22 protein-coding genes are annotated in these 24,023 nt (G+C 38.4%); 1 reads left to right on the top strand and 21 read right to left on the bottom strand.

The features are described from left to right. Positions 1 to 63 precede the first annotated feature (63 nt). The 19 genes from atpE to JOC48_RS08595 form a co-directional block, all read right to left on the bottom strand. Positions 64 to 270, bottom strand: coding sequence for a F0F1 ATP synthase subunit C (gene atpE, locus JOC48_RS08685; protein ID WP_204498792.1), 207 nt, complete (start codon positions 268 to 270; stop codon positions 64 to 66). Between the two features lie 51 nt (positions 271 to 321). Beyond that, entirely contained in the window at positions 322 to 1,047 is a 726-nt protein-coding gene (gene atpB, locus JOC48_RS08680; protein WP_204498790.1) for a F0F1 ATP synthase subunit A, read from the bottom strand. 23 nt (positions 1,048 to 1,070) lie between these two features. Further along, positions 1,071 to 1,439 (bottom strand): ATP synthase subunit I, encoded by a 369-nt coding sequence (locus JOC48_RS08675; protein WP_204498789.1) that lies wholly within the window; start codon positions 1,437 to 1,439, stop codon positions 1,071 to 1,073. Position 1,440: 1 nt separating this feature from the next. Then, on the bottom strand, positions 1,441 to 1,659 hold the full coding sequence (locus JOC48_RS08670) for an AtpZ/AtpI family protein (protein WP_239584270.1): 219 nt from the start codon (positions 1,657 to 1,659) through the stop codon (positions 1,441 to 1,443). A 459-nt stretch (positions 1,660 to 2,118) separates the two neighbouring features. Continuing rightward, a complete protein-coding gene (locus JOC48_RS08665; protein ID WP_204498788.1) occupies positions 2,119 to 4,392 on the bottom strand; it encodes a S8 family serine peptidase in 2,274 nt (757 codons plus the stop codon). 122 nt (positions 4,393 to 4,514) lie between these two features. Beyond that, the gene (gene wecB / locus JOC48_RS08660) at positions 4,515 to 5,639 is read right to left on the bottom strand and encodes a non-hydrolyzing UDP-N-acetylglucosamine 2-epimerase (protein ID WP_204498787.1); all 1,125 of its coding nucleotides are present in this window, start codon (positions 5,637 to 5,639) and stop codon (positions 4,515 to 4,517) included. Positions 5,640 to 5,669: 30 nt separating this feature from the next. Beyond that, on the bottom strand, positions 5,670 to 6,299 hold the full coding sequence (gene upp, locus JOC48_RS08655) for a uracil phosphoribosyltransferase (RefSeq protein WP_204498786.1): 630 nt from the start codon (positions 6,297 to 6,299) through the stop codon (positions 5,670 to 5,672). Positions 6,300 to 6,520: 221 nt separating this feature from the next. Further along, entirely contained in the window at positions 6,521 to 7,759 is a 1,239-nt protein-coding gene (locus tag JOC48_RS08650; RefSeq protein ID WP_204498784.1) for a serine hydroxymethyltransferase, read from the bottom strand. 98 nt (positions 7,760 to 7,857) lie between these two features. Continuing rightward, positions 7,858 to 8,424 (bottom strand): TIGR01440 family protein, encoded by a 567-nt coding sequence (locus tag JOC48_RS08645; protein ID WP_204498781.1) that lies wholly within the window; start codon positions 8,422 to 8,424, stop codon positions 7,858 to 7,860. A gap of 26 nt (positions 8,425 to 8,450) precedes the next feature. Beyond that, positions 8,451 to 8,891, bottom strand: a complete 441-nt coding sequence (gene rpiB / locus JOC48_RS08640) for a ribose 5-phosphate isomerase B (protein ID WP_204498777.1) — start codon at positions 8,889 to 8,891, stop codon at positions 8,451 to 8,453. A 108-nt stretch (positions 8,892 to 8,999) separates the two neighbouring features. Further along, complete coding sequence (locus JOC48_RS08635; protein WP_204498775.1) at positions 9,000 to 10,295, bottom strand: methyl-accepting chemotaxis protein; 1,296 nt, start codon at positions 10,293 to 10,295, stop codon at positions 9,000 to 9,002. Between the two features lie 73 nt (positions 10,296 to 10,368). Further along, the gene (locus JOC48_RS08630; protein ID WP_204498774.1) at positions 10,369 to 10,977 is read right to left on the bottom strand and encodes a low molecular weight protein arginine phosphatase; all 609 of its coding nucleotides are present in this window, start codon (positions 10,975 to 10,977) and stop codon (positions 10,369 to 10,371) included. 291 nt (positions 10,978 to 11,268) lie between these two features. Next, positions 11,269 to 11,823: a manganese efflux pump MntP gene (locus tag JOC48_RS08625; protein WP_204498773.1), complete on the bottom strand. Its 555-nt coding sequence runs from the start codon at positions 11,821 to 11,823 to the stop codon at positions 11,269 to 11,271. 136 nt (positions 11,824 to 11,959) lie between these two features. Beyond that, a complete protein-coding gene (locus JOC48_RS08620; RefSeq protein ID WP_204498976.1) occupies positions 11,960 to 13,000 on the bottom strand; it encodes an L-threonylcarbamoyladenylate synthase in 1,041 nt (346 codons plus the stop codon). 339 nt (positions 13,001 to 13,339) lie between these two features. Continuing rightward, on the bottom strand, positions 13,340 to 13,768 hold the full coding sequence (locus JOC48_RS08615) for a GNAT family N-acetyltransferase (RefSeq protein ID WP_204498772.1): 429 nt from the start codon (positions 13,766 to 13,768) through the stop codon (positions 13,340 to 13,342). 67 nt (positions 13,769 to 13,835) lie between these two features. After that, positions 13,836 to 14,459, bottom strand: a complete 624-nt coding sequence (spoIIR, locus tag JOC48_RS08610) for a stage II sporulation protein R (RefSeq protein ID WP_204498771.1) — start codon at positions 14,457 to 14,459, stop codon at positions 13,836 to 13,838. A 204-nt stretch (positions 14,460 to 14,663) separates the two neighbouring features. Further along, positions 14,664 to 15,524 (bottom strand): peptide chain release factor N(5)-glutamine methyltransferase, encoded by an 861-nt coding sequence (gene prmC / locus JOC48_RS08605; protein WP_204498974.1) that lies wholly within the window; start codon positions 15,522 to 15,524, stop codon positions 14,664 to 14,666. 1 nt (position 15,525) lies between these two features. Beyond that, positions 15,526 to 16,596, bottom strand: a complete 1,071-nt coding sequence (gene prfA / locus JOC48_RS08600; protein WP_204498975.1) for a peptide chain release factor 1 — start codon at positions 16,594 to 16,596, stop codon at positions 15,526 to 15,528. A gap of 206 nt (positions 16,597 to 16,802) precedes the next feature. Continuing rightward, a complete protein-coding gene (locus JOC48_RS08595; RefSeq protein ID WP_204498770.1) occupies positions 16,803 to 17,222 on the bottom strand; it encodes a hypothetical protein in 420 nt (139 codons plus the stop codon). A gap of 662 nt (positions 17,223 to 17,884) precedes the next feature. Between JOC48_RS08595 and JOC48_RS08590 the strand changes: the two genes are divergently transcribed. After that, the gene (locus JOC48_RS08590; protein WP_204498768.1) at positions 17,885 to 20,434 is read left to right on the top strand and encodes a family 78 glycoside hydrolase catalytic domain; all 2,550 of its coding nucleotides are present in this window, start codon (positions 17,885 to 17,887) and stop codon (positions 20,432 to 20,434) included. A 74-nt stretch (positions 20,435 to 20,508) separates the two neighbouring features. Here JOC48_RS08590 and JOC48_RS08585 read toward each other — a convergent pair whose 3' ends face one another. Both JOC48_RS08585 and JOC48_RS08580 read right to left on the bottom strand, forming a co-directional pair. Then, positions 20,509 to 22,092 carry a response regulator transcription factor gene (locus JOC48_RS08585; RefSeq protein ID WP_204498767.1) on the bottom strand — a complete coding sequence of 528 codons (1,584 nt, stop codon included), beginning with the start codon at positions 22,090 to 22,092 and terminating at the stop codon, positions 20,509 to 20,511. Further along, positions 22,073 to 23,749: a sensor histidine kinase gene (locus JOC48_RS08580; protein ID WP_204498766.1), complete on the bottom strand. Its 1,677-nt coding sequence runs from the start codon at positions 23,747 to 23,749 to the stop codon at positions 22,073 to 22,075. The genes JOC48_RS08585 and JOC48_RS08580 overlap by 20 nt, the downstream gene beginning before the upstream one ends. Positions 23,750 to 24,023: the final 274 nt, after the last annotated feature.

The raw sequence follows: 24,023 nt of genomic DNA, 5'->3' as shown, positions 1-24,023 counted from the left end.
TAAAGGAATGGCGAAGAATGTCTTAGACGAACTTCGCCATTTGGAATCCTATTACGAATCAGATTACATAACCATAAATGCAATTACAACGGCGAAAATAGGAATCGCCTCTACTAACGCAACCCCGATGAACATCGTTGTTTGCAAGGCACCACGTAATTCTGGTTGACGTGCGATACCTTCTACTGTACGACTTACGATCATACCGTTACCTAAACCAGCACCAAGTGCGGCCAATCCAATTGCTATTGCAGCTGCTAAAGCTTCCATAATTTAAAAATCCTCCTTTAGAATATATACCTTTGAAATTTTTTTAATATTTTAATGGTCAGTGCTCACTTTATGAGACATGTAAACCATTGTTAACATGACGAAAATAAATGCTTGAATTGCTCCAATGAATAAACTAAATCCTTGCCATGCCAGCATCGGGATTAATGCCCCAACGAATGTAACGGCACCAAATGTAAATGCTAGCTTCGTAATAAGTCCTAATAAAATCTCACCAGCAAAAATATTACCAAAGAGACGTAAACCAAGCGTTAACGTATTTGCAAATTCTTCAATAATCTTTAATGGAAATAAGAAAGGTACGGGTCTGAAATAATCTTTACCATATTCCTTAAAACCTTTTAGCTTAATTCCATAAAAATGGGTAAGAATGATTACTAATGCAGACATCGATAACGTTACGGTAGCATCAGAGGTTGGTGATTTCCACCATAGTGTGTGTCCCCATACCCCCATTGTGATAACACCAAGGATATTGCTGATAAAGATGTAAACCAACAAGGTTAACCCTAGTGGTAAAAATAATTTACCTGTCTTCCAATCCATCGTATCTCCGATAATGCCTTTCACAAAATCGATTAACCATTCCATAAAGTTTTGGAATCCAGTAGGCTTCATTTGCAGGTTTCTACTTGCCAATACACAAATGATAAAAACAATGATTGACGAGATAACCGTCATAATTACTGTGGAAAGGTTAAAGTCAAGCCAAGAGATACCAAATAGATCTTCAAGTAATGGTGCTTTGTGATCCAATTGCTTCACCTCTCTTCCGTAAGCTAGTCTCTTGTGTTAAAAATTGCAAAATCTATCATAATGACAATGTAAGCTGTCATTAATCCAATTACTACAGCAATCATATGGAAATAATCTTCAAATCGAAGGGCGATTAATACAGCCAGGGCAGCAGTTGCCATTCTTGAAAAAGTCCCGATCCCTTTCAAAGGACTATTTTCAACAATCACCTGTCCAAATTGCTTGATTTTCCTTTGCATCAGCCATAAGTTGTAAAAGCTTAATACTGCTCCAAGGAGGAGTCCGAGGAAAATACGAGGATACGGTGTGAACCCGGCTCCTAGTACTATAATTGCTAGAAGATAGAACATCCATTTACGCTGACGGGCTATCATTTTTTCATATTGCTTCATGTTAGTTATCTCCCGTATATTTTCTGACTAGATGGATCGTTCCATATGTACCTGCTACGATTCCCAGAAGGAGAGCAAGCACTAAAAAAAGTGGTTTTGTAGAAAAAAGGTCATCAAGCCATTTACCTAAAAAAAACCCCGTGAGTGGTCCTCCGACAAGATTCGATGTGATTCCTCCTGTCAGTGCCATTCCGTAAAAAGGACTGTCTTTATTTTTCAAGCTAAACGCCCCTATCACATGTAAACCTTTCTTGCAGTGACAAATGTCACACTTTGTTGTGATCTTCACTTACAAGATGACCATTTGTGTTTGCATGACCACAACTCTGAAACCCTTACCAATCCACACTAGATTAGCATACAATAGGGGTTGTCCAATGTCAATCGGTTTGGTAAGGAAACATCTGGTTGTTAAAAATTGAAAATTTTTGTCTGCTTGTTGCGTGCGGAAATGACAAGACTTCTCCCATATTATATCGAAATTGTGTCGATAATGAAATCAACAATTTTGTGAACTTCTTTGACAAACTTTTTTATTTAGCTTGAAAAAAATGGGCAAAATCCGTTTAGATTACGGTTTTGATTCACTTTAGCTTGATTTTTCCCCTCGATACTCAATCGTATGCCCTTTTTGATTCACTTTCGTTTGCTTTTTCCCCTTGAACTCAAAATTCCATCCCTACTCAATATATAAATCAGTTTGGTAATCATATGTTTCACCGGATGTTGTTTTAACGGAAACATTGGCTAAATATTCTCCTTTATCTCCTACATCTCTCATTTCCATCGTTCCTTCAATCACACCTTGCTTCTGGTTTTCCAATTCTAACAACGTTCGCTCAAATGCCATGCTGTGCGAATCGTAAAGATCAATCGTTACACTTTGCGCATCCTCTGGTAAATACAAACGATATTGATACTCATCATCCGAAAACACTTTTAAGGCAAACTCCATGCCCATCACTCTCGGATAATCCGCCTCTTGATTAATAAACAAATACGGTAAATGATAGGATTGCTTCCCCTGCTTTAGCGTCAGCCATCCTTGATGAATCCCCTTATCTAAAAAAGAAGCGGAAACCTTCAATTGAATCGGTACTGTTTTTTTCTCACCTGGATCCAACGTGAATTGCTTCGGTAACTGCCAGCGTAATCCACTTTGCTGTTTTGGAATGTCAAAATAATAGTCTTGTTCCTTGGTTGTCACATTCTCTAGCTCCAGTTCAACCATATGGGTTTCACTTAGATCGGTTACTTTTCCAAAAGAAAGAAGTGGATTGTAAATGACAAGTGGTGTATGGATGGCTTTATCTATTTGCATCCGCCCCATACCTTGTTCGATTGGATCGTAAAGCAATTGTTCATTTTTCAATGGTAATGCAGATGTCAATAATGCACCCTTTAATTTAGCAGGACTCCAATCTGGATGCGCCTGTTTAACTAAGGCTAAACCACCAGCAACATGCGGGGCAGCCATGCTAGTTCCTTGCAGCTCTCGATAACCACCTGGAACGGTACTATTGATCGCAGCGCCAGGAGCAACGATTTCCGGCTTTATCCACCAGTTAGCAGTAACCGGACCTCTCGAGCTAAAAGCGGCAATCATATCTTTTGATTTTTTATATTTTGTTTCTATATAATAAGTATCTTCTGTTGCCTGTTCTTTCAGCCATTGTCCATCGTCCATGGATACGGAAGCGACAGGGATGTCAATTGGCTCTTTGCCATCTTCAATCGATCCTTGAAAGGCTTTATCCTCATTGTTATAAATAATTAATGCTTTTGCTCCCGATTGTTCGGCTAAGCGTGCTTTTTCTGCAAACGGGATTTCCCCTCGTTCCATGAGGACAATTTTTCCATCCGCATCGGGCAGCTCCTGATTACCAATACCACCTTGTACCATAGGATATTCACGCTCAAGCTGCCAAGGCTGTGAACCCATTAACGGAGTAAGCGCAATCCTTTTTTCATGGAACGAATCGAATAAATAAGGAACCTCTAACGGTGGTGTTGAGGCGCCAACGGAAATGACATTGGAAGCGGTAGCTGGTGAACCAACTGTCCAATTCGATGGCCCCGAATTTCCATTAGCAATCACGACTGTAACGCCTAGCTCAACCGCCCTGTTGACCGCGACACTTGTAGGCCAGTCAGGACCGTTCACACTATTTCCTAGGGACAGATTAATAATATCCATCCCGTCTTTAACTGCCCTTTCAATTGCTGCAATCACCTGAATGGACGTGCCCATTCCACCCGGTCCAAGTGCACGATAACTGTAAAGAGATGCCTCGGGAGCAACCCCTTGCATGCTTCCATTGGCAGCAATGATTCCTGACACATGTGTCCCATGTAATGTTGGGATTCCTTGCTCAGGAATGGTCTCCATTGGATCATCATCTAAATCAACCAGGTCATACCCACCTTTAAAATTGTTCTTCAAATCTGGATGATGATGGTCAATCCCCGTATCAACTACGCCAATTTTTATGCCTTTTCCTGTGTAAGACTTTAGTGTAGATGACTGTTGTTTTAAAAAAGGAATGCTTTTGTTTACATTCGGCTGCTCGGACTCCAATGTAACGGATATGTCTATGTCTTCTACTGTAATGTCCGATGGTTGCTGTGTTGTTGCATGTTGGGAATTTTCAGGTGCGGTGCCAGGTGTGTTCGTTTTGTATGTACGAACAGGATACGTTTGTTTTACAAAATCAAGTGAATCCATTCGCTCTAATTTTCGTGATGTTCCCTTCAAAGCCAGTCCATTAAACAGTTGATCATATACCTGTACTACTTCTATAAAAGGGTAATAATCCTCAATATGTGCTTTTCGCGTATGTGGATTTCCTTCTACTTCGATAATGATTGCCTGCTCCTCTTCTTCTGCTGTGACGAAGAAAGGATTCGTTAGCAGGATGCTGATGATCAATAATAGATGGGTACGAAACTTCATAATATTCTCCTCATTTTTTTATCTGTTAGTATTTGTGAGAGGATGGGAAAACATGCATGATTTTTCATATGGATTGGAAAGTCGGTGTGCATAATCCGAACAAATAAAAAAGAGCACCACCCTTAGGTAGCACTCTTGTTAAAAAATGTATGAATGGCTTCAGATATTCTAGCGGATGCCTGCCCATCACCGTATGGGTTGGACGCTTTTGCCATGTTTTCATGTGCATCGGGATTGGATAATAATTCATTCGCCAGGTTAAAAATGTCATCTTCCTCTGTCCCAGCTAGCTTAAGCGTACCTGCTGCAATGCCTTCCGGGCGCTCGGTCGTATCACGAAGAACGAGTACTGGTACACCAAGCGATGGCGCCTCTTCCTGCACACCACCAGAGTCCGTTAATATTAAATGGGCGCGTGATGCGAAGTTATGGAAATCGACAACACCAAGCGGTTCAATCAGTTGGATACGATCATCGTTCCCTAAAATTTCATTTGCTGTTTCTTGGACAACCGGATTCAAATGAACTGGATAAACGACATGAATATCGTCATGCTCCTCCACTAGTCGCTTGATTGCACGGAACATTTGCTCCATATTTTTTCCTAAGTTCTCCCTGCGATGGGCTGTCATTAGCACCAAACGCTTCCCATCTAATCCATCTAAAATTGGACTGGAATAGGAATCAGATACGGTAGTTTTTAATGCATCAATCGCTGTATTTCCAGTGACATAAATGCTTTCTTCCGGTTTATTTTCTTTGAGCAAATTTTGCTTGGACTGTTCTGTCGGTGCAAAATGTAAATCAGCCATTACACCGGTAAGCTGGCGATTCATCTCTTCTGGATATGGGGAATACTTATTCCATGTGCGAAGCCCCGCTTCCACATGACCTACAGCAACTTGATTATAGTAAGCTGCTAACGATGCAGCAAACGTCGTTGTTGTATCACCATGAACGAGAACGATGTCTGGCTTCGTTTCCTTCATCACCTCGTCCAACCCTTCCAATGCCCTTGTTGTCACTTGCGCAAGGGTTTGGCGTGCTTTCATTATATTTAAGTCAAAGTCTGGAGTAATTCCAAAAATGGTTAACACTTGATCTAGCATTTCTCGATGCTGAGCTGTTACTGTCACGATTGGTTCAAATTGATCTGAGCGTTTTTTCAGTTCGAGTACGAGCGGAGCCATTTTTATCGCTTCCGGTCTCGTACCAAAAATCGTCATAACTTTTATTCGTTTACCCATTATTTCTCACTCCGGCATCTTTATCAAAAATTATTTCGTTCCATATAAACGATCTCCAGCGTCTCCTAACCCTGGTTCAATGTAGCCTTTTTCGTTTAATTTTTCATCCAATGCAGCCAAATAAATATCAACATCAGGGTGTTCCTTTTTGATTACCTCCACTCCTTCAGGTGCACCGACTAAACACATTAATTTAATGCTTGTAGCTCCACGCTTCTTCAAGGAGTGAATCGCATCGTTTGCAGACCCACCTGTTGCTAGCATCGGATCGATCACGATAAGATCGCGCTCTTCGATATCAGAAGGAAGTTTAATATAATATTCCACTGGCTTTAACGTTTCCGGGTCTCGATACAGACCAACATGTCCAACTCTAGCAGCTGGAATTAACTGTAAAATGCCGTCAACCATACCAAGTCCTGCACGTAAAATTGGTACGAGACCAATCTTTTTCCCGCTCAATGTTTTTGTCGTTGCAGTCGTTACCGGGGTTTCGATGGTAATTTCCTCTAATGGTAAATCGCGCGTAATTTCAAATGCCATTAACGCTGCCACTTCATCAACCAGCTCGCGAAATTCTTTTGTTCCTGTTTCTTTTTTTCTTATGTAGGTTAATTTGTGTTGAATGAGTGGATGGTCCAGTACAAATACATTTCCCACGTTCCGATCACTCCTTAAACTTTTTTTATATGTGATAAAAAATAGTATTTCCTTATTTGTTCCCAGTGATGCATCTTTAAAAGTGTACTGAAAAAACGATTCTCTTTCAAGCAAAGAAACAAAATTGTTGTCGAACTGTAAAAGTGAAGCAAAGGGGTCTGACCCCTTAACTAAATTAAACAAGCCCTTGCCAGTACTTTGCTGACAAGGGCTTGTAAAAATTACTGCTGATATAGTGGGAATTTGCTTGTTAATGCTTCTACTCTTTTAGCTGCTTCTTTTAGTTTTGCTTCATCTTCATGATTTTTCAAGGTGAATGCGATGATCGAAGCTACCTCTTCCATTTCTTCAGGACCAAATCCACGAGAAGTAACAGCAGCAGTCCCAACACGGATACCGCTAGTCACAAACGGGCTTTCTGGATCAAATGGAATCGTGTTTTTGTTCGTAGTAATACCGATATCATCGAGTGGTTTTTCTGCGTCTTTTCCTGTTAAGCCAAGACCGCGAACATCGAGCAACAATAAGTGATTGTCCGTACCGCCAGAAACGATGCGGATGCCTTCACTTTGTAACGCTTCACCAAAACGCTTGGCATTATCAATAATATTTTTAGAATATGTTTTAAAATCATCTTGTAATGCTTCTTTGAATGCCACTGCCTTTGCTGCAATTACATGCATTAACGGACCACCTTGCATTCCCGGGAATACAGCTTTATCAATTTTTTTCGCAAATTCCTCTTTGCACATAATCATTCCACCACGTGGGCCGCGCAATGTTTTATGTGTTGTCGTTGTCACAAAATGAGCGTGCGGGACTGGATCTGGGTGGTGTCCTGTTGCAACAAGTCCAGCAATGTGTGCCATATCGACCATTAAGTAAGCATCAACTGCATCAGCAATTTCACGGAACTTTTTGAAATCAATTTGGCGTGGATAGGCACTTGCACCAGCAACAATTAATTTTGGTTTTACTTCTTTCGCCTTCTCGAGTAATGCATCGTAATCGATTTGCTCGGATTCTTTATCCACACCATATTCTTCAAAATTGTACAGTGTACCACTGAAGTTTACCGGGCTACCATGTGTCAGGTGTCCACCATGACTAAGATTCATGCCAAGCACTGTATCTCCTGGCTCTAGCACCGTAAAGTAAACAGCCATGTTTGCTTGTGCACCGGAATGTGGCTGTACATTCACATGCTCTGCGCCGAACAGTTCCTTGGCACGGTCACGCGCTAGATTTTCAGCAACGTCAACATATTCACAACCACCATAATAGCGGCGTCCAGGATATCCCTCTGCATATTTGTTCGTTAATACAGATCCTTGTGCTTCCATGACAGCCTGTGATACAAAATTCTCTGATGCAATTAATTCAATTTTGTCATTTTGACGCTTTCTTTCCTTTTCAATTGCTTCATATAACTCGACATCATTTTGCTTTACGTGTTCCATTTTGAATTGCCCCCTTGATATTAATTTTTTTAATAGATGTACTAATATATATAAATCCTGGACCACCTTTTTCCTAGCTAACCGCTATTTATCAACGATTAGTCACAATGATTGCTCGGTTCCACTTCATTCAAATACACCGCACGATGACCGCCAATTAACTTCGGCCGCGTTCTCGCTGCATTCACTCGAGCACTTCCGGCATACCTTTGCTTTAGGCGCAATGGGACCGCTACCCGTTTCATATGCATGCCAATCATTGTCTCGCCAATATCCATGCCTGCATTCGCCTGAATTTGCTCCACTACGACTGGCTGTTGCAGCTGCTTATACGCATAGGATGACATCGAACCTCCTGCTTTTGGAACCGGGACAACCGATACTTGTTCCAGCTGAAGCTGTTTCATCGTATCTGCTTCGACAACTAAAGCGCGATTCAAATGTTCACAGCATTGAAACGCAAGCTGTACACCTGTTTCTTGACGGAGTCGGTTTAGCTCTTTATAAATAATAGCAGCAATAGCCTCACTTCCAGATGTACCAATGCGCTCTCCGGCAACTTCACTTGTTGAACAACCAATGACAAATAAATCGCCTTGATTCAAATAGGCTGAACGAATCCACTCATCAACGATTGCTTTCATCTGTTGTTGTAGCTGTTCCATTGCCAAACCCTTCTTTCTTTGACGGTTTATTTACTCTCGTACTCACTGACCTTGCCAATACGATTTGCATGTCGACCACCTTGGAAGTCTGTTTCTAACCATGTTTTGGCAATTTCTCTAGCTAAACCAGGCCCAATGACACGCGCACCCATCGTAATCATATTGGAATCATTATGCTCTCTCGTTGCCTTTGCACTAAAAATGTCGTGGACAAGTGCAGCACGAATGCCTTTTACTTTATTGGCAGCGATAGACATACCAATCCCTGTTCCACAAATCAAAATCCCTTTGTCAAATTCACCACTTGCTACGCGCTCTGCTGCAGGAATTCCGTAATCCGGGTAATCGACAGAGCCTTCACAGTCACAACCGATATCCTCAAACTCGATATTCATTTCATTTAATAGTTCACCAATTTCCTTGCGAAGCTCTATTCCTCCATGATCTGATGCAATAATTACTTTCATTGATTCCCACCCCTTGTATGGCTAAATAGTTGTCATTTCATTTACTTTTTTATTCTGTACTAATTACATCCAATTATAGTATAAAAAATTTATCGTTATGTTCCTAGTTTAATGTTTAAGTTGAAAGCGTCGAATTTGTTTTTTCAAAATTTGTGCGTGTTCCTCTAAAACGGTCGCTAAGTCATCCAGGTTTTCCGTTACTGCGGTTTGTTGCTGAATCGAAGCACTCATTTGCTGTGCACTAGCAGATGTTTCTTCCGCAATTGCTGATACTTCCTGTGATTGCTTCGAGGTTTCCTTTATTTCCCTCAACTGCTTGTCCACGAGAGAAGAAATATCTTCAATAGCTGCAGCTACTCCTTCAATCGATGTCGACATCTGAAGAATGGCATGATTGACATCCTCCCCTTTTGTTGCTTCCGATCGTGCAAAGTCTACTTGCTCGGTCATTTTTGCGACCACTTGACGTACATCGGATTGAATGTTCGAGACATGCTCAGAAATTCCTTGAACCGCCTTTGTGCTTTGATCTGCTAATTTCCGAACTTCCTCGGCAACGACGGCAAAGCCTCTTCCATGATCACCGGCACGTGCCGCTTCAATGGAAGCATTTAATGCGAGTAAGTTGGTTTGCTCTGCTAACTCTCCAACCATGGAAATAATATGATTAACCTCTACTGCATTCTTTTCTAAACGATCCACGTCTTGGAGGGAGCTTTCTTGCTCTTTCGCTAATGACTGAATTCCCGAAATTAAATGATGGATGACTTCTTTGCTGGTTGAAAGCTGGTGAACCATTGCTGAAGATTTTTCACGTGAGATCATTGCTTTATCTTGGACTTGACCTGCAAGTCTTGTCGCTACTTCAATCGATTCCGCGGTTTGTTGGATGGCATTTGATGAATCTTCTGCACCTGAAGAAATTTGATAGACGGTTTGTTCAATCAGATTCGTTTGTGAAGCGGCTTTTGATGAAGCAGCCTTTATCTCTTGAACCGATTGGTTGGTTCGATCAAAATTATCCTCTATCTTCTCCATTATTTCTCTTAAATTGAAGAGCATTTTTTGAAAGGCTAGTGATAGGGAATAGATTTCATCTCTAGACTTTGGAAGCTCCACCTCTTGCTCTAAATTACCGGCTGCCACTTCGGCAGCTATCGTTTCAAGCTTGATTAATGGCTTGGTGACGAATCGGGCGGTGAAAAAGGTCAGAATTCCTGACCAAATAATGCCTAGTCCTAATGTCAGAATAACAAAAGCAATTTCGGAAATATTCCAATACGGCTGCATTTGATCATAGACAAAATAAATAAATAAAGCACTCGTCGAATAGGTAATCGTAGCAAGCAAAGTGGTAAATACGACTAGCTTCCAACGCAAATTAAATCGCGTTTTTCTTTCCATAGCCTCTCCCCCTTAAAGACCTGGCTCTTCCTCGCCAAGTCTTCTTGGCGGTGTTAGCCATTTATTACATTCTCTATTCTTTATTGTCTAACTTTTTTGCAAGTAGTTCAATATACTTTTCCATTTCATTGAAAGTTTTTTTATACACAGATAAATCTCCACCAAACGGATCTGAAATGTCATAGTTCGGTAGGTTGGCTTCTAATACTTGAATTTCACTTATCTCTTTTCGTAAATAATCATATAACGCTTGATCCATCTCGTTTGGATCTAATTCTTTTCCCCGTTCACGGATAAATGCTGCCCGCTTTTCCTCTAGCTCGGTATAGGCTTTTTTAAGCTTTTCCCATGTTTCATTATCATCTTGATGCACATATTCTTTTAGCGTAAACAGCTTGTCTGTAATCGTCGGGTATTGGAGGGCTAATGCTTGCTTGTGTTGCGTTGTCATCGTCAAAATCAAATCCGCCCAATTTAGCAAATCAACCGTAACCGGCTGTGACGCATGATCAAATAAAATTCCTTGTTCACGAAGTACATCCACTGTTCCTTGCGAAGCTGGCTGTCCTGGCCCTGCATAAATTCCCGCTGATTTTACTTCAGCTGAGGAAATATGTTTAAGTAAAGCAGCTGCCATCGGACTTCGGCACGTATTTCCGGTACAAACAAATAATACTTTCATGATTGCAACCTCCATCTGCGTGAAGATGCCTACACATACATCTTCCTTTGTTGGTTCTATTATTATTCCCGAAAACGGTATTACGGAACGCCTTGTATATGATTTTCTTAACATTTCAATATTTTTCTATGTCCAAAACTATACCATATCGTACTATTCCCGACAAAGCCCTACCCTTCGCTCGCTCTTTCTTCATTCTAAAATTTTTCACTTCCTATAATAAAAAAGGACTGCCTATAGATAGGAGACAGTCCTTTTCCTTTAAACTATTTCGCATATATAGCAAAAATGCTAACCAAAGATAATTTTTAATCCAAACGCACAAAGGATACTTCCTCCAAATAATTCGCTGTAGACGCCGAGAAAGCCTTTAGCCTTTCGCCCCACTAATAAGCCGGTCCACGTTAAAGTCATACTAGCTAGTCCAAATAATATCAGTGCTAAAAATGTCTTTACCCCTGACATCCCTAAGCTTAACCCTACTGAAAAGCTATCTAAACTAACACTTAATGAAAATAAAATAAGGCCAATCCCAACTGGACTCACAACCACCTTATCTTCCCGATTAAAGGAGTTTAATACCATTTGCACTCCCAGTACAAATAGAAGCAGACCTCCCCCAAGCACAGCAAAACCTTCTAGTTTCGTTGAAATAAATCGTCCCAACACTATTCCGATAAATGGCATAATACTGTGGAAAATGCCGACGCTTATCCCAACCATAAATATCCGCTTAAGCCTTAATGCTTGCATTCCCATCCCTAAACCAACTGAAAATGCATCCATCCCTAAGGCTGTTGCCATAAACAATAGGGAAATTATTTCCCCAAGGTTTACTAAAGGCATCCTCACAACCCCTCTCTGGACATGCTATTCAATCCTATGCTCCAGATCAGGCTTTTATGTAAATCATTTATGGAATTTTATGGATGTCTTCACTGTTAGTCGGTCGTCTTATAAAAAATCCAACAAATCCTTATCATTACTTTTCTTCATCAACTACAACGGAAGCGGCTTTTGTTAGGCGATTCATAATTGCCTCACCAACACCAGTCTGTGGAAATGATTCACACAAAATAATATCTACATCGGTCTTTTTGAAGGATCTTAGTGCATCATATAAATGGACAGCAATTTGTGTTAAATCATGTTGAGAGCCGATAACTTTTATCTGATCGGCTTGAAGTGAAGCTGCTAATTGTTCACTACACATGACCGCTACTTTTTTCCCTTCCCTTTCGATTCGATCAACCGTGGATTGGAAAAAGTCCGCTGTTCCTCTGATTAACCAGAGTGGCGCTTCCGGTTCATAATGGGTATATTTCATTCCCGGCGCTTTTGGTTTATCATGCTGCTCGGCCAACGCAGGGTCTAGCATAACATTTCCGACCACTTGCTCTAGTTGCTCCTTCGTGATTCCTCCTGGTCTCAACACGATTGGAATCTCACCTGTGCAATCGACAACTGTAGATTCAAGTCCAACCCCAGTTGTTCCTCCATCGAGAATACCGGCAATTTTTCCGTACAGATCGTCATACACGTGCGACGCTTTCGTTGGACTCGGTTTTCCTGACCGATTCGCACTTGGTGCAGCTAATGGCAGCTGACAGCTTTCCAACAATTGCTTTGCGACTGGATGGTCTGGAATTCGAAAGGCCACTGTGGATAAACCAGCTGTCACATTATTAGCAATCGTACCGTTGCTCGGTAAAATGACGGTTAATGGTCCTGGCATGAATGCATGGATAAGCTTGTCTGCCAGCGGAGGAACGGCTGCCACATACGGTTTCATTTGTTCCCGATTGGCAACATGAACAATTAACGGATTATCGGATGGTCTTCCTTTTGCTTCAAAAATTTTCGCTACTGCTTGATGATTCGTTGCATTCGCACCTAACCCATATACTGTTTCGGTAGGAAATGCAATCACTTCCTGTTGTCTGATCAGCTCTGCGGCTTCTTGAATGGCTATTTGATTTTCCTGTGTATTGTCTTCTATTTTCCAAAGCCTTGTCGTTTGCATGTCTGTTTCTCCTCGTACTTTTTCATTCTTGTTGATCATATCATATTTGATACCTTGTTCGTTATTCATTACTATTATCCACATTTTATCCACAGACAAGTAAAGTTACACACATGCTGCTTTTCCATCAAAAAAACTCTTTGCTAACGTTTAAATAACAAAGAGTTTCACTAAATACGCATTTTTTTCGAAATAACGGCCATAAAATGTCAATTGCTTTCGAATACTTTGATAAGCAAAGTATTTATCTGGCAAGCGAATTGTTCACAGCTGGTACACAGGTTATCCACATGGTTTATCCACACCTGTTAATAAAATCCTCACTTATTCACAAGAAGTTCAGGATTGTGCTCGTACTACGGATGTAACATCCTGTCTCCACCAAGTTCCTTGTTCTATTTGTTTATTCGCAAAGGAAGGTGACTGTTCTTGCTTGAATTTTAACAGGGATAACAAACTGTTCAATGCCGGTTGATGACTATACACATATAAATCTGTCGCCCCGTTTTCTCTTGCTAATGCAATCGATGATTCAATAATGGTTAACGGCAACGATGCTGGTACCCCTTCTTTCATGTACAAGCTTCGTAACCAACAACCTGAGTTACTAACAGGAGTTAATGCAAAAAATGCTTGATATTCTTTTTCTACCTCGATGAAATACCCGTGACGATGTAGTGCTTCTTTTTCCTCCAGCGCATCCCACTTGTCTTCAAAAAATTCGGCTAATACCGCCTTATCCACCGTGTCCGCTTTGATTATATCCATCAGCAATCTCTCCCTATTCTAGTTTTCTAATACATTTCTATGTTTGTTAGAGAGAAATATGCTAGATTTAACTGAACCATTCTAAAAAGAAGAATTTAAAGCTGATTTTTTTTCCTTTTTTATCCTCTTCTTCATCATCCTCTGACGCTTCATCCTCTTGATCCTGCTCTGCTACACTTGTTCCATTGGAAAAATCTAAAAAGCATAACGGAGGAAATAGTACACACCACCAGTTAGCACCTTTTCCTTTTCCTAAAGTTACGAGAATCGCTTCATACTCACCTGCCGGATAAACCAGGTTATCATACACTTTGGCCGGGAACTGAATATTTTCTCCATAATCCACTTCAAAGCTTTGCTCGATGTTTTCTTCTGTTAACACATTATCCACAACTTGCTCAATCTCAGGCAAACGGTCTTGAATTAACTGTCTTGCATGCTCAATGTCGGTAATATCCTCTACCCATTGTGTAATTTCCTCATTTATTTCATCGCGAATTTTACGCTTTAATGCTTGATCACTATCACTATCACTGTTTGCTAGAATGCGTAAGCGAATCGCCTCATCAGGGATAACTCGAAACTCATCTGTTGTCCGTTGTTGATTGATAGCCCCATTACTTATGCCTTTTGCTGGAAAAGAACCGAATAATATTAAAAAGATAATAAATGCAACTAGATATTTCTTCATGATTCCTGCCCCCTTAATCACTGTTATCCACAGTATGGGCATCATTCTATCTTTTAAACTTATAATCTATTATTTTTTTTAATTTATTTGTTGGAGGGAGAAAAGATACGTTAATCCGAGAAAATACTACCAATTTTCTGATATATCTGCATATTATTCGCTTTTATTATAAAATGGTGATTTTTGCCGTGATTATGCAAAAAATCATAGAGTAGCAAATACCATTCGATCCTTCTTGTTGATATCTTTTCGCACGTGCGCCTTACTTTCTGGATAAGTATTGTGGATAAGTGCACGTACTGCCTCCCCCTGTTGATAACCTATTTCAAAGGCAAGTAATCCCGGAGATTGAAGTATTTTTTCAGACTGCTGAACCATCTTTTTGTAAGCAGCAAGGCCATCATCCTCAGCAAACAACGCAAGCTCCGGGTCAAAATTTTTCACCGTATCACTAAGCGTCGGCTCCTCTTCATATGGGATATAGGGTGGATTGGAAACAATAATCTGTGCTTCGGTCTGTTTATTTAAAAATGGCTCTAAAAAGTCACCTTGCTCAAAGGAAATGTCTGCACCAAGCTGCTGCGCATTGTCAGCTGCAACAGCGAGCGCTTGCTCTGAAATATCAGACGCATAAACTTGTAAGTCGGGACGTTCCAGCTTAAGTGTAATGGCAATGATTCCACTCCCTGTACCAATATCGAGCACACGCGTCGGTTTCGGAAAATGAATACTGTCTACGTAGGCAAGTACCCCCTCCACAAGCTCTTCTGTTTCCGGCCTAGGAATTAATACATGTTGATTCACACGAAAAGACCTTCCATAAAACGTTTCTGTTCCAGTGAGATGTTGAACTGGTACACCTGTTTCTGCATGGATGTGGATCGCTTGAATAAATGCTTCCTGTTTCTCAGCAGGAATTGGCTCTCTTAAGCTACTTAACAATTGTACCTTCGTCATGCTGAGATGATGTAGCAATAGAATCTCTGCCACCTTAGGCTCACGGTTATGCTCTTGTAAAAAAAGAGAAGCCCAACTGAGGGCTTCATGTATCTGCATCGTTTTCATTTTACTCACCAATTTGCTCCATTTTTTTCGTTTGTTCTTCGATTAACAAGGCATCGACAATTTCATCGAATTTACCTTGTAAAATTTGATCAAGCTTTTGAATCGTTAAACCAATTCGGTGATCTGTTACGCGATTTTGCGGAAAATTGTAGGTACGAATTCTTTCTGAACGATCACCGGTACCTACGGCGCTTTTTCTAGCTTCATCGTGCTCCGCTTGTGCTTCTTGCTGGAACTTATCATAAATACGAGCACGTAAAATTTTCATCGCTTTTTCTTTGTTTTTAATTTGTGATTTTTCGTCCTGCATCGAAACAACAATACCAGTTGGTTCGTGGGTTAGACGTACTGCGGACATGGTCGTATTTACACTTTGCCCGCCAGGACCACTTGATGCGAATGTATCTACACGAATATCTTTTTCATGGATATCGACTTCGACTTCTTCTGCTTCTGGCATAACTACTACTGTTGCAGTAGAAGTATGGATTCGCCCACCGGATTCTGTTTCCGGAACACGCTGAACACGGTGTGCCCCATTTTCATATTTTAGTTTGGAATATGCACCTTGGCCATTAATCATAAAAATAATTTCTTTGTAGCCGCCAACTCCCGTGGAATTGGAATCCATCACATCAATTTTCCAGCCTTGTGACTCTGCAAAGCGCGAGTACATACGGAATAAATCTCCGGCAAATAAAGCCGCCTCGTCTCCACCTGCAGCACCTCTTATTTCCATAATAACGTCTTTATCATCATTTGGATCTTTCGGCAGCAAGAGTACTTTTAGGCGCTCTTCCAGTTCCTGCTTTTGATTGGTCAGCTCACTGATCTCTGATTTAACCATGTCATACATGTCATCATCCAAGTTATCTTCAAGCATTTCCTTCGCATCATCTAACTGTTCTGTCACATCTTTATACTGACGATAAGATTGGACAACACCCTCTAAATCAGACTGTTCCTTGGAATATTCTCTTAATTTTTTTGTATCATTTATAACTTCCGGATCACTTAATAATTCATTTAATTTATCATAACGAGCTTCTAATGATTGTAAACGGTCTAACACGTCTTCCACCTCTTTCTCCTTCAGAAGGAAATCCTTCTCCTCACCATTACAATTATAGTATAGTAGCATACCCCCGTCAAAATACTGATGCAAATGTCCGTTGTTTTATAAGTGCGAATCACGGATTCATGCTCATCATTGGGTGCGGATATGCGCACTGTTGGTGGGGGCTCTTTAGCTTATCTGTTTTTTCTTTTCTACTTTCATTATAGACGTTCATTGATGATAACGTTCAATTCATATCGAGGCATTGCGGCCTTTATAGCAGTTAGAATATTATCACGCCAAGCCTTCTTCTCATTTTCGTTCAATGGTTCATCTACATTTACATACACTGTAGCAACAGAGTGATCAATCGTAATAGATTCGACCGTTACACTCGGCATCCGATTCGCTGCATCCCGGATAACTTCCTTATCAGCTTCTACATCCCCGGTTTCACCAGTCTGGTCAAATGTTCGCGGACCGGGTTGATCAATTTGCAAATAATTCTCATCCGTCATTTCTGTTTCATCAATGCCTAGCGGTGAATGCTGATTACTAAACAGTTCAGAAAGCTCATTCGTACACGCATTTAATAATAAAAAACAAATCATTACGACAACCATTGCAGTGATATATTTCATGTTGTTCCTCCCTTAAGCTATTCTATTCCTAGCTTTTCCACATTAAGGGAGGATTATAAATGTCTAAGAGAATCCAGATTCTCCGATCAGTGATTAACTTCAATAGAAATATGAGGCTAATTAATTCAGCTCGCTTTTTCTATCTGAACTTAACCATATTCCCTTTTTGATTTAATTCAGAGCGCTTTTTCTGCCTGAACTTAAGCATATTCCCTTTTTGGTTTAATTCAGAGCAATTTTGCTCCATGAACTTAATCATATTCCCTTTTTGATTTAATTCAGCTCACTTTTTCTATCTGAACTTAATCATATCCTCTTTTTGATTTAATTCAGAGCGCTTTTTCCACCTGAACTTAACCATATTCCCTTTTTGGTTTAATTCAGCTCGCTTTTTCCACCTGAACTTAATCATGATGTCCCTATAGACTGATATGAAACAAAATTGATTACCGATAACAATATATTGATAAATATTGTTTCAAATTTTATATGATAGCTTATGAAAGTAGCATCAATTAAGCATTTAACCTAAATTTTTTATTCAAAATCCAAAGTTGACATCACTATTGATAATGGTATTCTTTTCCTTAACAAATGTATGTAACTCGCAAATGAAAACGAATTCAAAAATAAATTTAAAAACTGCTTGGAGGTATTTTTATATGATTAAAACAAGTGCTGGAAAGCCAACTGGGCTGCTTGTAGAATTTTTATCTGTGCCACTTGGTATAGAAACTGAAAAACCCAATTTTAGTTGGATTGTAAATGATCGCTCTAATGGAGAAAGGCAATCCGCTTACAAAATACTTGTTGCAACAGATTATAAAAAATTACTAGATAATGAAGGCGATCAATGGGATTCAGGGAAAGTAGTATCTTCTAAATCTAGTAATGTAAGGTATTTAGGAAAAGCGTTGCAAAGTCAAACGATCTACTATTGGAAAGTTAAAACATGGAATAGTACGGGGAAGGAAAGCCCTTACTCTAACATTCAAATGTTTACAACAGCTGTCAAAGATAATTGGGATGCCACACCGATTTGGTTACAAGATTCTACTACTAACAATTTCGCCTTTTTTCGTAAATCCTTTCCATTAAAACATAAACAAATAAACAAAGCGATCGCACATGTAACTGCCTTATCACCTGATGAAGCAGCTCAATATGTATATAAATTATCGATTAATGGAAAGGTTGTCGGTACTGGCCCTGAAAGAGGTTTCAACGGAATTAACCGTTATACAACATTCGATGTCACCAACTTCTTAATTTCAGGACAGGAAAATGTCATCGGTGCATTAAATTACACCGAATCTGACAAACGATTTTTATTTCAAATGAATGTTTTTTATACAGATGGAACCGTAGAAAAAGTAATATCTGACCAATCTTGGAATGGGTTAAATGCTAAAAATATATATGTGGATGGCGGTAATGCAGGTAATGATTTATATTATTATGTTCCTCGAGAAAATATTGATGCAACGAAGTATCCATTCGGTTGGGATGAAGCCGGGTTTGATGATTCCAACTGGGAACAGGTAACGAAAAAAGAAATTATACAAAATTTACAATCTTCACCTACTCGCAATACGGAAAGACGTATCGTTAAGCCAGTAAAAATTGTTCATAAAGGAAATAACAATTACTTTATTGATTTCGGAAAAGCAGTTGTAGGTAGTTTACGATTGGAATTAGATAATAAGGGAAATTCAGGGCATCAAATAGACATAAAGTATGGCGAAGAATTACAAGAGCAAGAGAGTGTCCGCAGTATGCGAACAGATAATACCTATGAAGAAGTTTGGACATTAAAAGAACAAAAGCAAGTAATTGAACAATGGGGATACCGAGTAATAAGATATGCTGAGGTTAAAAACTTTCCGGTAGAGTTAAAAGAAGAACACTTTAGTGTCATAGCTTTACACCACCCATTTGATGATCAGGCGGCATTATTTGAGTCATCAGACCAAACTCTAAATGACGTTTGGGATTTTGTTAAATATAGTATTAAAGCGACTGCTCTAGATGTTTACGTCGACACCCATACACGCGAAAGGCGAAATTACGAGGGAGATGCCTATATTAATCAACTTTCACAGTATTCGATGGACCGTGAATATGCATTTGCTAGATATTCAATGGAATACTTATACTACAGACCAACATGGCCGACAGAGTATAAGCAGCAAACGGTGATGATGGCTTGGGAAGACTACATGTATACAGGTAATACGGAATCTCTAGAAAAATACTATAACATCTTAAAAACGAAAACATTATCAGACTATTTAAATGATGAGGGGTTGGTCGAAAAGTCGGAAGAAAATGATTTAGTAGATTGGCCACTAACCCAACGAGATGGTTACCAATTTTCAACCATTAATACGGTCATTAATACATTTCAATATATCGCCATCAAGCATTTAGCTAATATTGCAAATATTTTAGGACTTAAGGAAGATGCACAACTGTTTGCAAATCAAGCAGAAAAAATGTTCGATGCAGTAAATAAATACTTATACAGTGAAGAAGCAGGGAAATTTAAAGATGGAAAAAATATCGATCATTATGCGTTACATGCATCTGCTTTCCCGCTTGCAGTAGGTTTAGTTTCTGAAAAAAACCAAGAATCAGCAGCGAATTATGCAGCGAGTAAAGGAATGGCCGTAAGTGTGTATGGCTCTCAATTCTTATTAGACGGCCTATACAATAGTGGTAAAAGTCATGCTGCTCTGTCGTTAATGACATCAAAGGATATGAATAGCTGGGGGCATTTAATGTATGATTTAGGGGCTACGATTGTGACTGAGGCATGGGATCCAGAACAAAAGCCAAATATGAGCTATTCTCACGCTTGGGCTTCAGCACCTGCTAACATTATTCCAAGGCAGTTATTCGGAGTCCAACCAATCGAACCTGGTTTTAATAAAATACAAATTAAGCCACAGCCTGCACATCTAGAATGGGCAAAATTAAAAGTTCCATCTATCAAAGGGCCGATAGAAGCCGAATTTGAGAATAAAGAAAACCGTTTTATACTAAAGATTAATATTCCGGCAAATACAACAGCGAAAGTATATCTTCCTAAATTAAATATCAATCATAACCGTGTCAAAGCTAATGAGCAGAACGTTGCAGGCGATGAAAATGGTGATTTCGTTGTAATAGATGACGTAGGGTCTGGGGTAAATACATTTATTAGAGAGTAAGATAATAAAGAAGACCCTCTAAATTAGATAAATGATAGTTGTTCATTTACCTAATAGAGGGTCTTCTAATTAACCTATTCATTTACTTTTCGATATTCCATAGGAGTTTTGCCAACACATTGTCTAAATTGTTTAATAAAGTAACTAGAATTACTAAATCCTAATTGGAATGAGATGCTTTCAATTGTATAGTCTGTTTCTTCCAATAACTTTTGCGCTTTTTCCATTTTTCTATTTTTTACATAATCTACAAAAGATTGCCCTGTATCTTTTTTAAAAATCCGACTAAAATAGGTTGGATTAATATATAAGGTTTGAGAAATATCATTTAGTGTTATTTTCTTATCAATATTCTCATCAACATAGATTAATGCTTCCCAAATTTCAGAACGATACGATTTTCGATAATATAAAACACTCTTGATAATTTTGTCGATATAATGCTTGTAGTATTTCTTCAATTGTTGTAAAGACTGTGCAGATGAAATGTCAAAGTGAATCGATTCAGCATGGTTATTTGTTTGGTTATTCATAAAATGAAAATTAATATAAAGATCAATAATTATTTTATGGCTCATCCCTTTGATAACATTTGGATGAAAATTACGGTCCATTAAACGCTCAAACCACTCATCCATATATTTATCAGCTAAATCTTTTTCTTCTTTCATAATAAAACCTTTTAAATCATTAATGGTAGATTCATATAGATCGTAAGCATTTTCAATGATAAAGGTAGAATTAATGGAATGATAATCCACAATTTCTTGACCAGTTATGAAAAACCATTCATTTTCCATTTTCAATAACTTTTTGATAGATTCCAAAAAAGCCCCCTCATTATCACATGATGGATAATGAACAAAAGCAAATTCAATATTAAAATATTCTTTTAGCGCTTTTTGAAATTCTTGGATTTTATCCATCATTTCTGATACATTTCGTTTAACTGGTTGAAACCATATCATCTCTAATTGATTATAAACAAATCCTTCTACTTCATGTGAAAAAAATTCAGTAGATAATTGTTCGATTGCATTCATTAATAAATCTGCTGATTCAAATCGTTTGATTGCCTTTTTCTCATTTGTAACCTTCCCAATTATTGATATATATCGACTCTCATCAAAGTTAATTCCATAGCCTAATAATTGATTTTTCAACTCTGATTGCTTTTTAATTGGAGTATCAACAAGATTCCTGAGCCATTGCCTTTTAATACTTAGTTGATTTTCCTTAATTAATGATTCCCACTCTACTAGTCTTAATTGATTATCTTGTTCTTTCTTTAACTCTAACATTATTTGATGTAGTGTTTTCAATAATGAACTAGAGTCTAACTTATCCTTCAAGATATAATCACTCACTAACAGTTTAACCGCTTGTTGTGCATATTTAAACTCATCGTAACTCGATATAATAATTGATTTCATCTTAGGATAAATTTGCTGTAATTGCTTAATTAAATCTATTCCATTCATTTTAGGCATATCAATATCCGTGACTAATATATCAATTGGACTAGATTTTGCTATAGCAAGTGCCCTTTCGCCATTCTCGCATTTTGCTACTAAAGTCATGCCTTCTTTACTCCATGAAATACTTTGATCTAAGTATTCTAACATTTGGTAGTTATCATCAACCAGCATTATTCTCATTCCTGCACCCCTCTTCTAACGGAAACTTGAATTTTACTACAAAACCGTTATAAGCCCCATTTTCAACTTTCATCATAAACTTGGAACCATATAAAATTTTCATGCGTTGGTATATATTTTCTAACCCTATACCGTATTGCTCCTTTTCATATTGATGAATGACTGCACTCTTTTCCAAGGAAAGGTTTGATCTAATGTCTTTTAATTGTTCATCATCTACCCCTACGCCATTATCTTTAATAGAGATTGTCATATAATCATTGGTAACCTCTACGTTTATATTAATCATACCGTCTTCTTGCAGGTCCGCATGCTTGACTGCATTTTCTACAATGGGTTGCAGAAAAAAGCTTGGTACACTTTCAAATAATGCATCATTCTCTACCCGCGTTCTAATAGAGATTGGATACTTTCTCATCGTATTAACTAAGTTTAAATAATTAACTGTATGTTCCAGTTCTTTTTCTAATGTAATTGATTCATCTACCGTATAAATACTTCTTAGAAACTGTGAAAACATAGAAATTGAATTTGATGATTCGTTATCGCCATTTTTCATCACCTGTAAGCGTATCGTGTTTAGAACGTTATACATAAAATGCGGCTTTATTTTTGCATGAAGATGAGCGATTTCTGCTTTATTCTTCAATTGTTGTTCTATCGTAATTTGTTTGATGTTCTCTTGAATGGTATCTAGCATTGTGTCAAATGCTAGTGATAGTTTGCCAATCTCATCTTGCCTATCAATATTGGAACGAACTTGCAAATCACCAGATTGAATTTCGTTAGCTACCGAAGCTAAACGGTTAATTGGTCTTGTGTACCTGTTAACTGCATACAGAAGCATAATAATTAAGAAAGTGAACAGAAACAATTGCAAATAAATATGGAAACGATACGTTCCTCTTAATTCATGAACAATTTCACTGTATGGCATATAACTAACAAGGCTCCAATCCGAATTTAGAAAGCGCTTTTGTACAACTAAATAATTAATATCATTCACTGTCGTAAAAAAAGTATTCGCTTCAGAATTGTTTTTCTTTTCTATCAAGTTGTTATTTTCTATGGCTGAATCTAGCGTCCCGTACAGAACGTCTCGATTGGAATCAAGTAACAGGAACTCCCTTGTGGCTTGAAATTCATTTCTATTTAGTACGTTATCAATCCCAACTCCATCGATTCCAGCATATAAATAAGCAATAGTGGTACCGGAATAGTTCACAATCCTTCTTCCTAAAATGATTCGTTGTTCATCTGAATTAAAATCTTGATTAGAGAACCAGTACACATTAAAAGAAGATAGGTTATCAAGAAATGTATGCCCTTTCATTTTCAAGTTTTCCTGGTTAAATTTACTTGTAAATCCTCGGTTCGAAAAACTTTGATTTTGATTTACTGGGACAATACTAACACTTATGTCACTATTTCTTGTTAACTGATCTAAACTGCTATTGATATCTAAATAACTACGAGGAGAAATTTCCTTTTGCATACCTTGGTTCAATGTTCGTATTACATCTGCGTCAAACTGAACAAAATTCATCACATGAATAAGTTCATCTATTTTTTGCGATAAATACGTATGAGCCAAGTTAATGGTATACTCTTCGCTTTTGACCGCTTGTTTTTGAATAATGTTAGATGTAGTTAACATAATGTTTGTTACACTAAAGAAAGCAGGTATTATCACACATAAGAAAATTAAGATTAATAATTTATTTCTAAAAGTGAAATTATTAAAAAAATTTAAAATACAGTCCCTCCATGTCTTCACATCTCATTCCTCCGATTTCTATCATTATATCAAAGTCACGAGATTCAACAATATCAAAAGAGAAATCGATTTATAACTATCACTTTTATGTCAAACATAACCAGAAAAAGATTAGGGATGCAGCTTTTGTTTACATCCCTAATCTATGCCTTAT

Origin of the sequence: Aquibacillus albus (assembly GCF_016908325.1) — a bacterium.
In the GTDB taxonomy this organism is placed as follows: domain Bacteria; phylum Bacillota; class Bacilli; order Bacillales; family Amphibacillaceae; genus Aquibacillus_A; species Aquibacillus_A albus.
The sequence above is the reverse complement of the archived record's forward strand: the minus strand, read 5'-3'. Positions and strand labels throughout refer to the sequence as shown.

What these genes read in the sequence shown, in the direction of transcription:
- JOC48_RS08635 (WP_204498775.1), bottom strand. Translation starts at nt 10,295, where the DNA reads ATGGAAAGAAAAACGCGATTTAATTTGCGTTGGAAGCTAGTCGTATTT.
- JOC48_RS08665 (WP_204498788.1), bottom strand. Translation starts at nt 4,392, where the DNA reads ATGAAGTTTCGTACCCATCTATTATTGATCATCAGCATCCTGCTAACG.
- JOC48_RS08675 (WP_204498789.1), bottom strand. Translation starts at nt 1,439, where the DNA reads ATGAAGCAATATGAAAAAATGATAGCCCGTCAGCGTAAATGGATGTTC.
- JOC48_RS08595 (WP_204498770.1), bottom strand. Translation starts at nt 17,222, where the DNA reads ATGAAATATATCACTGCAATGGTTGTCGTAATGATTTGTTTTTTATTA.
- JOC48_RS08580 (WP_204498766.1), bottom strand. Translation starts at nt 23,749, where the DNA reads ATGTTAACTACATCTAACATTATTCAAAAACAAGCGGTCAAAAGCGAA.
- JOC48_RS08590 (WP_204498768.1), top strand. Translation starts at nt 17,885, where the DNA reads ATGATTAAAACAAGTGCTGGAAAGCCAACTGGGCTGCTTGTAGAATTT.
- JOC48_RS08625 (WP_204498773.1), bottom strand. Translation starts at nt 11,823, where the DNA reads ATGCCTTTAGTAAACCTTGGGGAAATAATTTCCCTATTGTTTATGGCA.
- JOC48_RS08630 (WP_204498774.1), bottom strand. Translation starts at nt 10,977, where the DNA reads ATGAAAGTATTATTTGTTTGTACCGGAAATACGTGCCGAAGTCCGATG.
- JOC48_RS08645 (WP_204498781.1), bottom strand. Translation starts at nt 8,424, where the DNA reads ATGGAACAGCTACAACAACAGATGAAAGCAATCGTTGATGAGTGGATT.
- wecB (WP_204498787.1), bottom strand. Translation starts at nt 5,639, where the DNA reads ATGGGTAAACGAATAAAAGTTATGACGATTTTTGGTACGAGACCGGAA.
- atpE (WP_204498792.1), bottom strand. Translation starts at nt 270, where the DNA reads ATGGAAGCTTTAGCAGCTGCAATAGCAATTGGATTGGCCGCACTTGGT.
- JOC48_RS08615 (WP_204498772.1), bottom strand. Translation starts at nt 13,768, where the DNA reads ATGGATATAATCAAAGCGGACACGGTGGATAAGGCGGTATTAGCCGAA.
- spoIIR (WP_204498771.1), bottom strand. Translation starts at nt 14,459, where the DNA reads ATGAAGAAATATCTAGTTGCATTTATTATCTTTTTAATATTATTCGGT.
- JOC48_RS08585 (WP_204498767.1), bottom strand. Translation starts at nt 22,092, where the DNA reads ATGAGAATAATGCTGGTTGATGATAACTACCAAATGTTAGAATACTTA.
- JOC48_RS08650 (WP_204498784.1), bottom strand. Translation starts at nt 7,759, where the DNA reads ATGGAACACGTAAAGCAAAATGATGTCGAGTTATATGAAGCAATTGAA.
- JOC48_RS08620 (WP_204498976.1), bottom strand. Translation starts at nt 13,000, where the DNA reads ATGCAAACGACAAGGCTTTGGAAAATAGAAGACAATACACAGGAAAAT.
- prmC (WP_204498974.1), bottom strand. Translation starts at nt 15,524, where the DNA reads ATGAAAACGATGCAGATACATGAAGCCCTCAGTTGGGCTTCTCTTTTT.
- rpiB (WP_204498777.1), bottom strand. Translation starts at nt 8,891, where the DNA reads ATGAAAGTAATTATTGCATCAGATCATGGAGGAATAGAGCTTCGCAAG.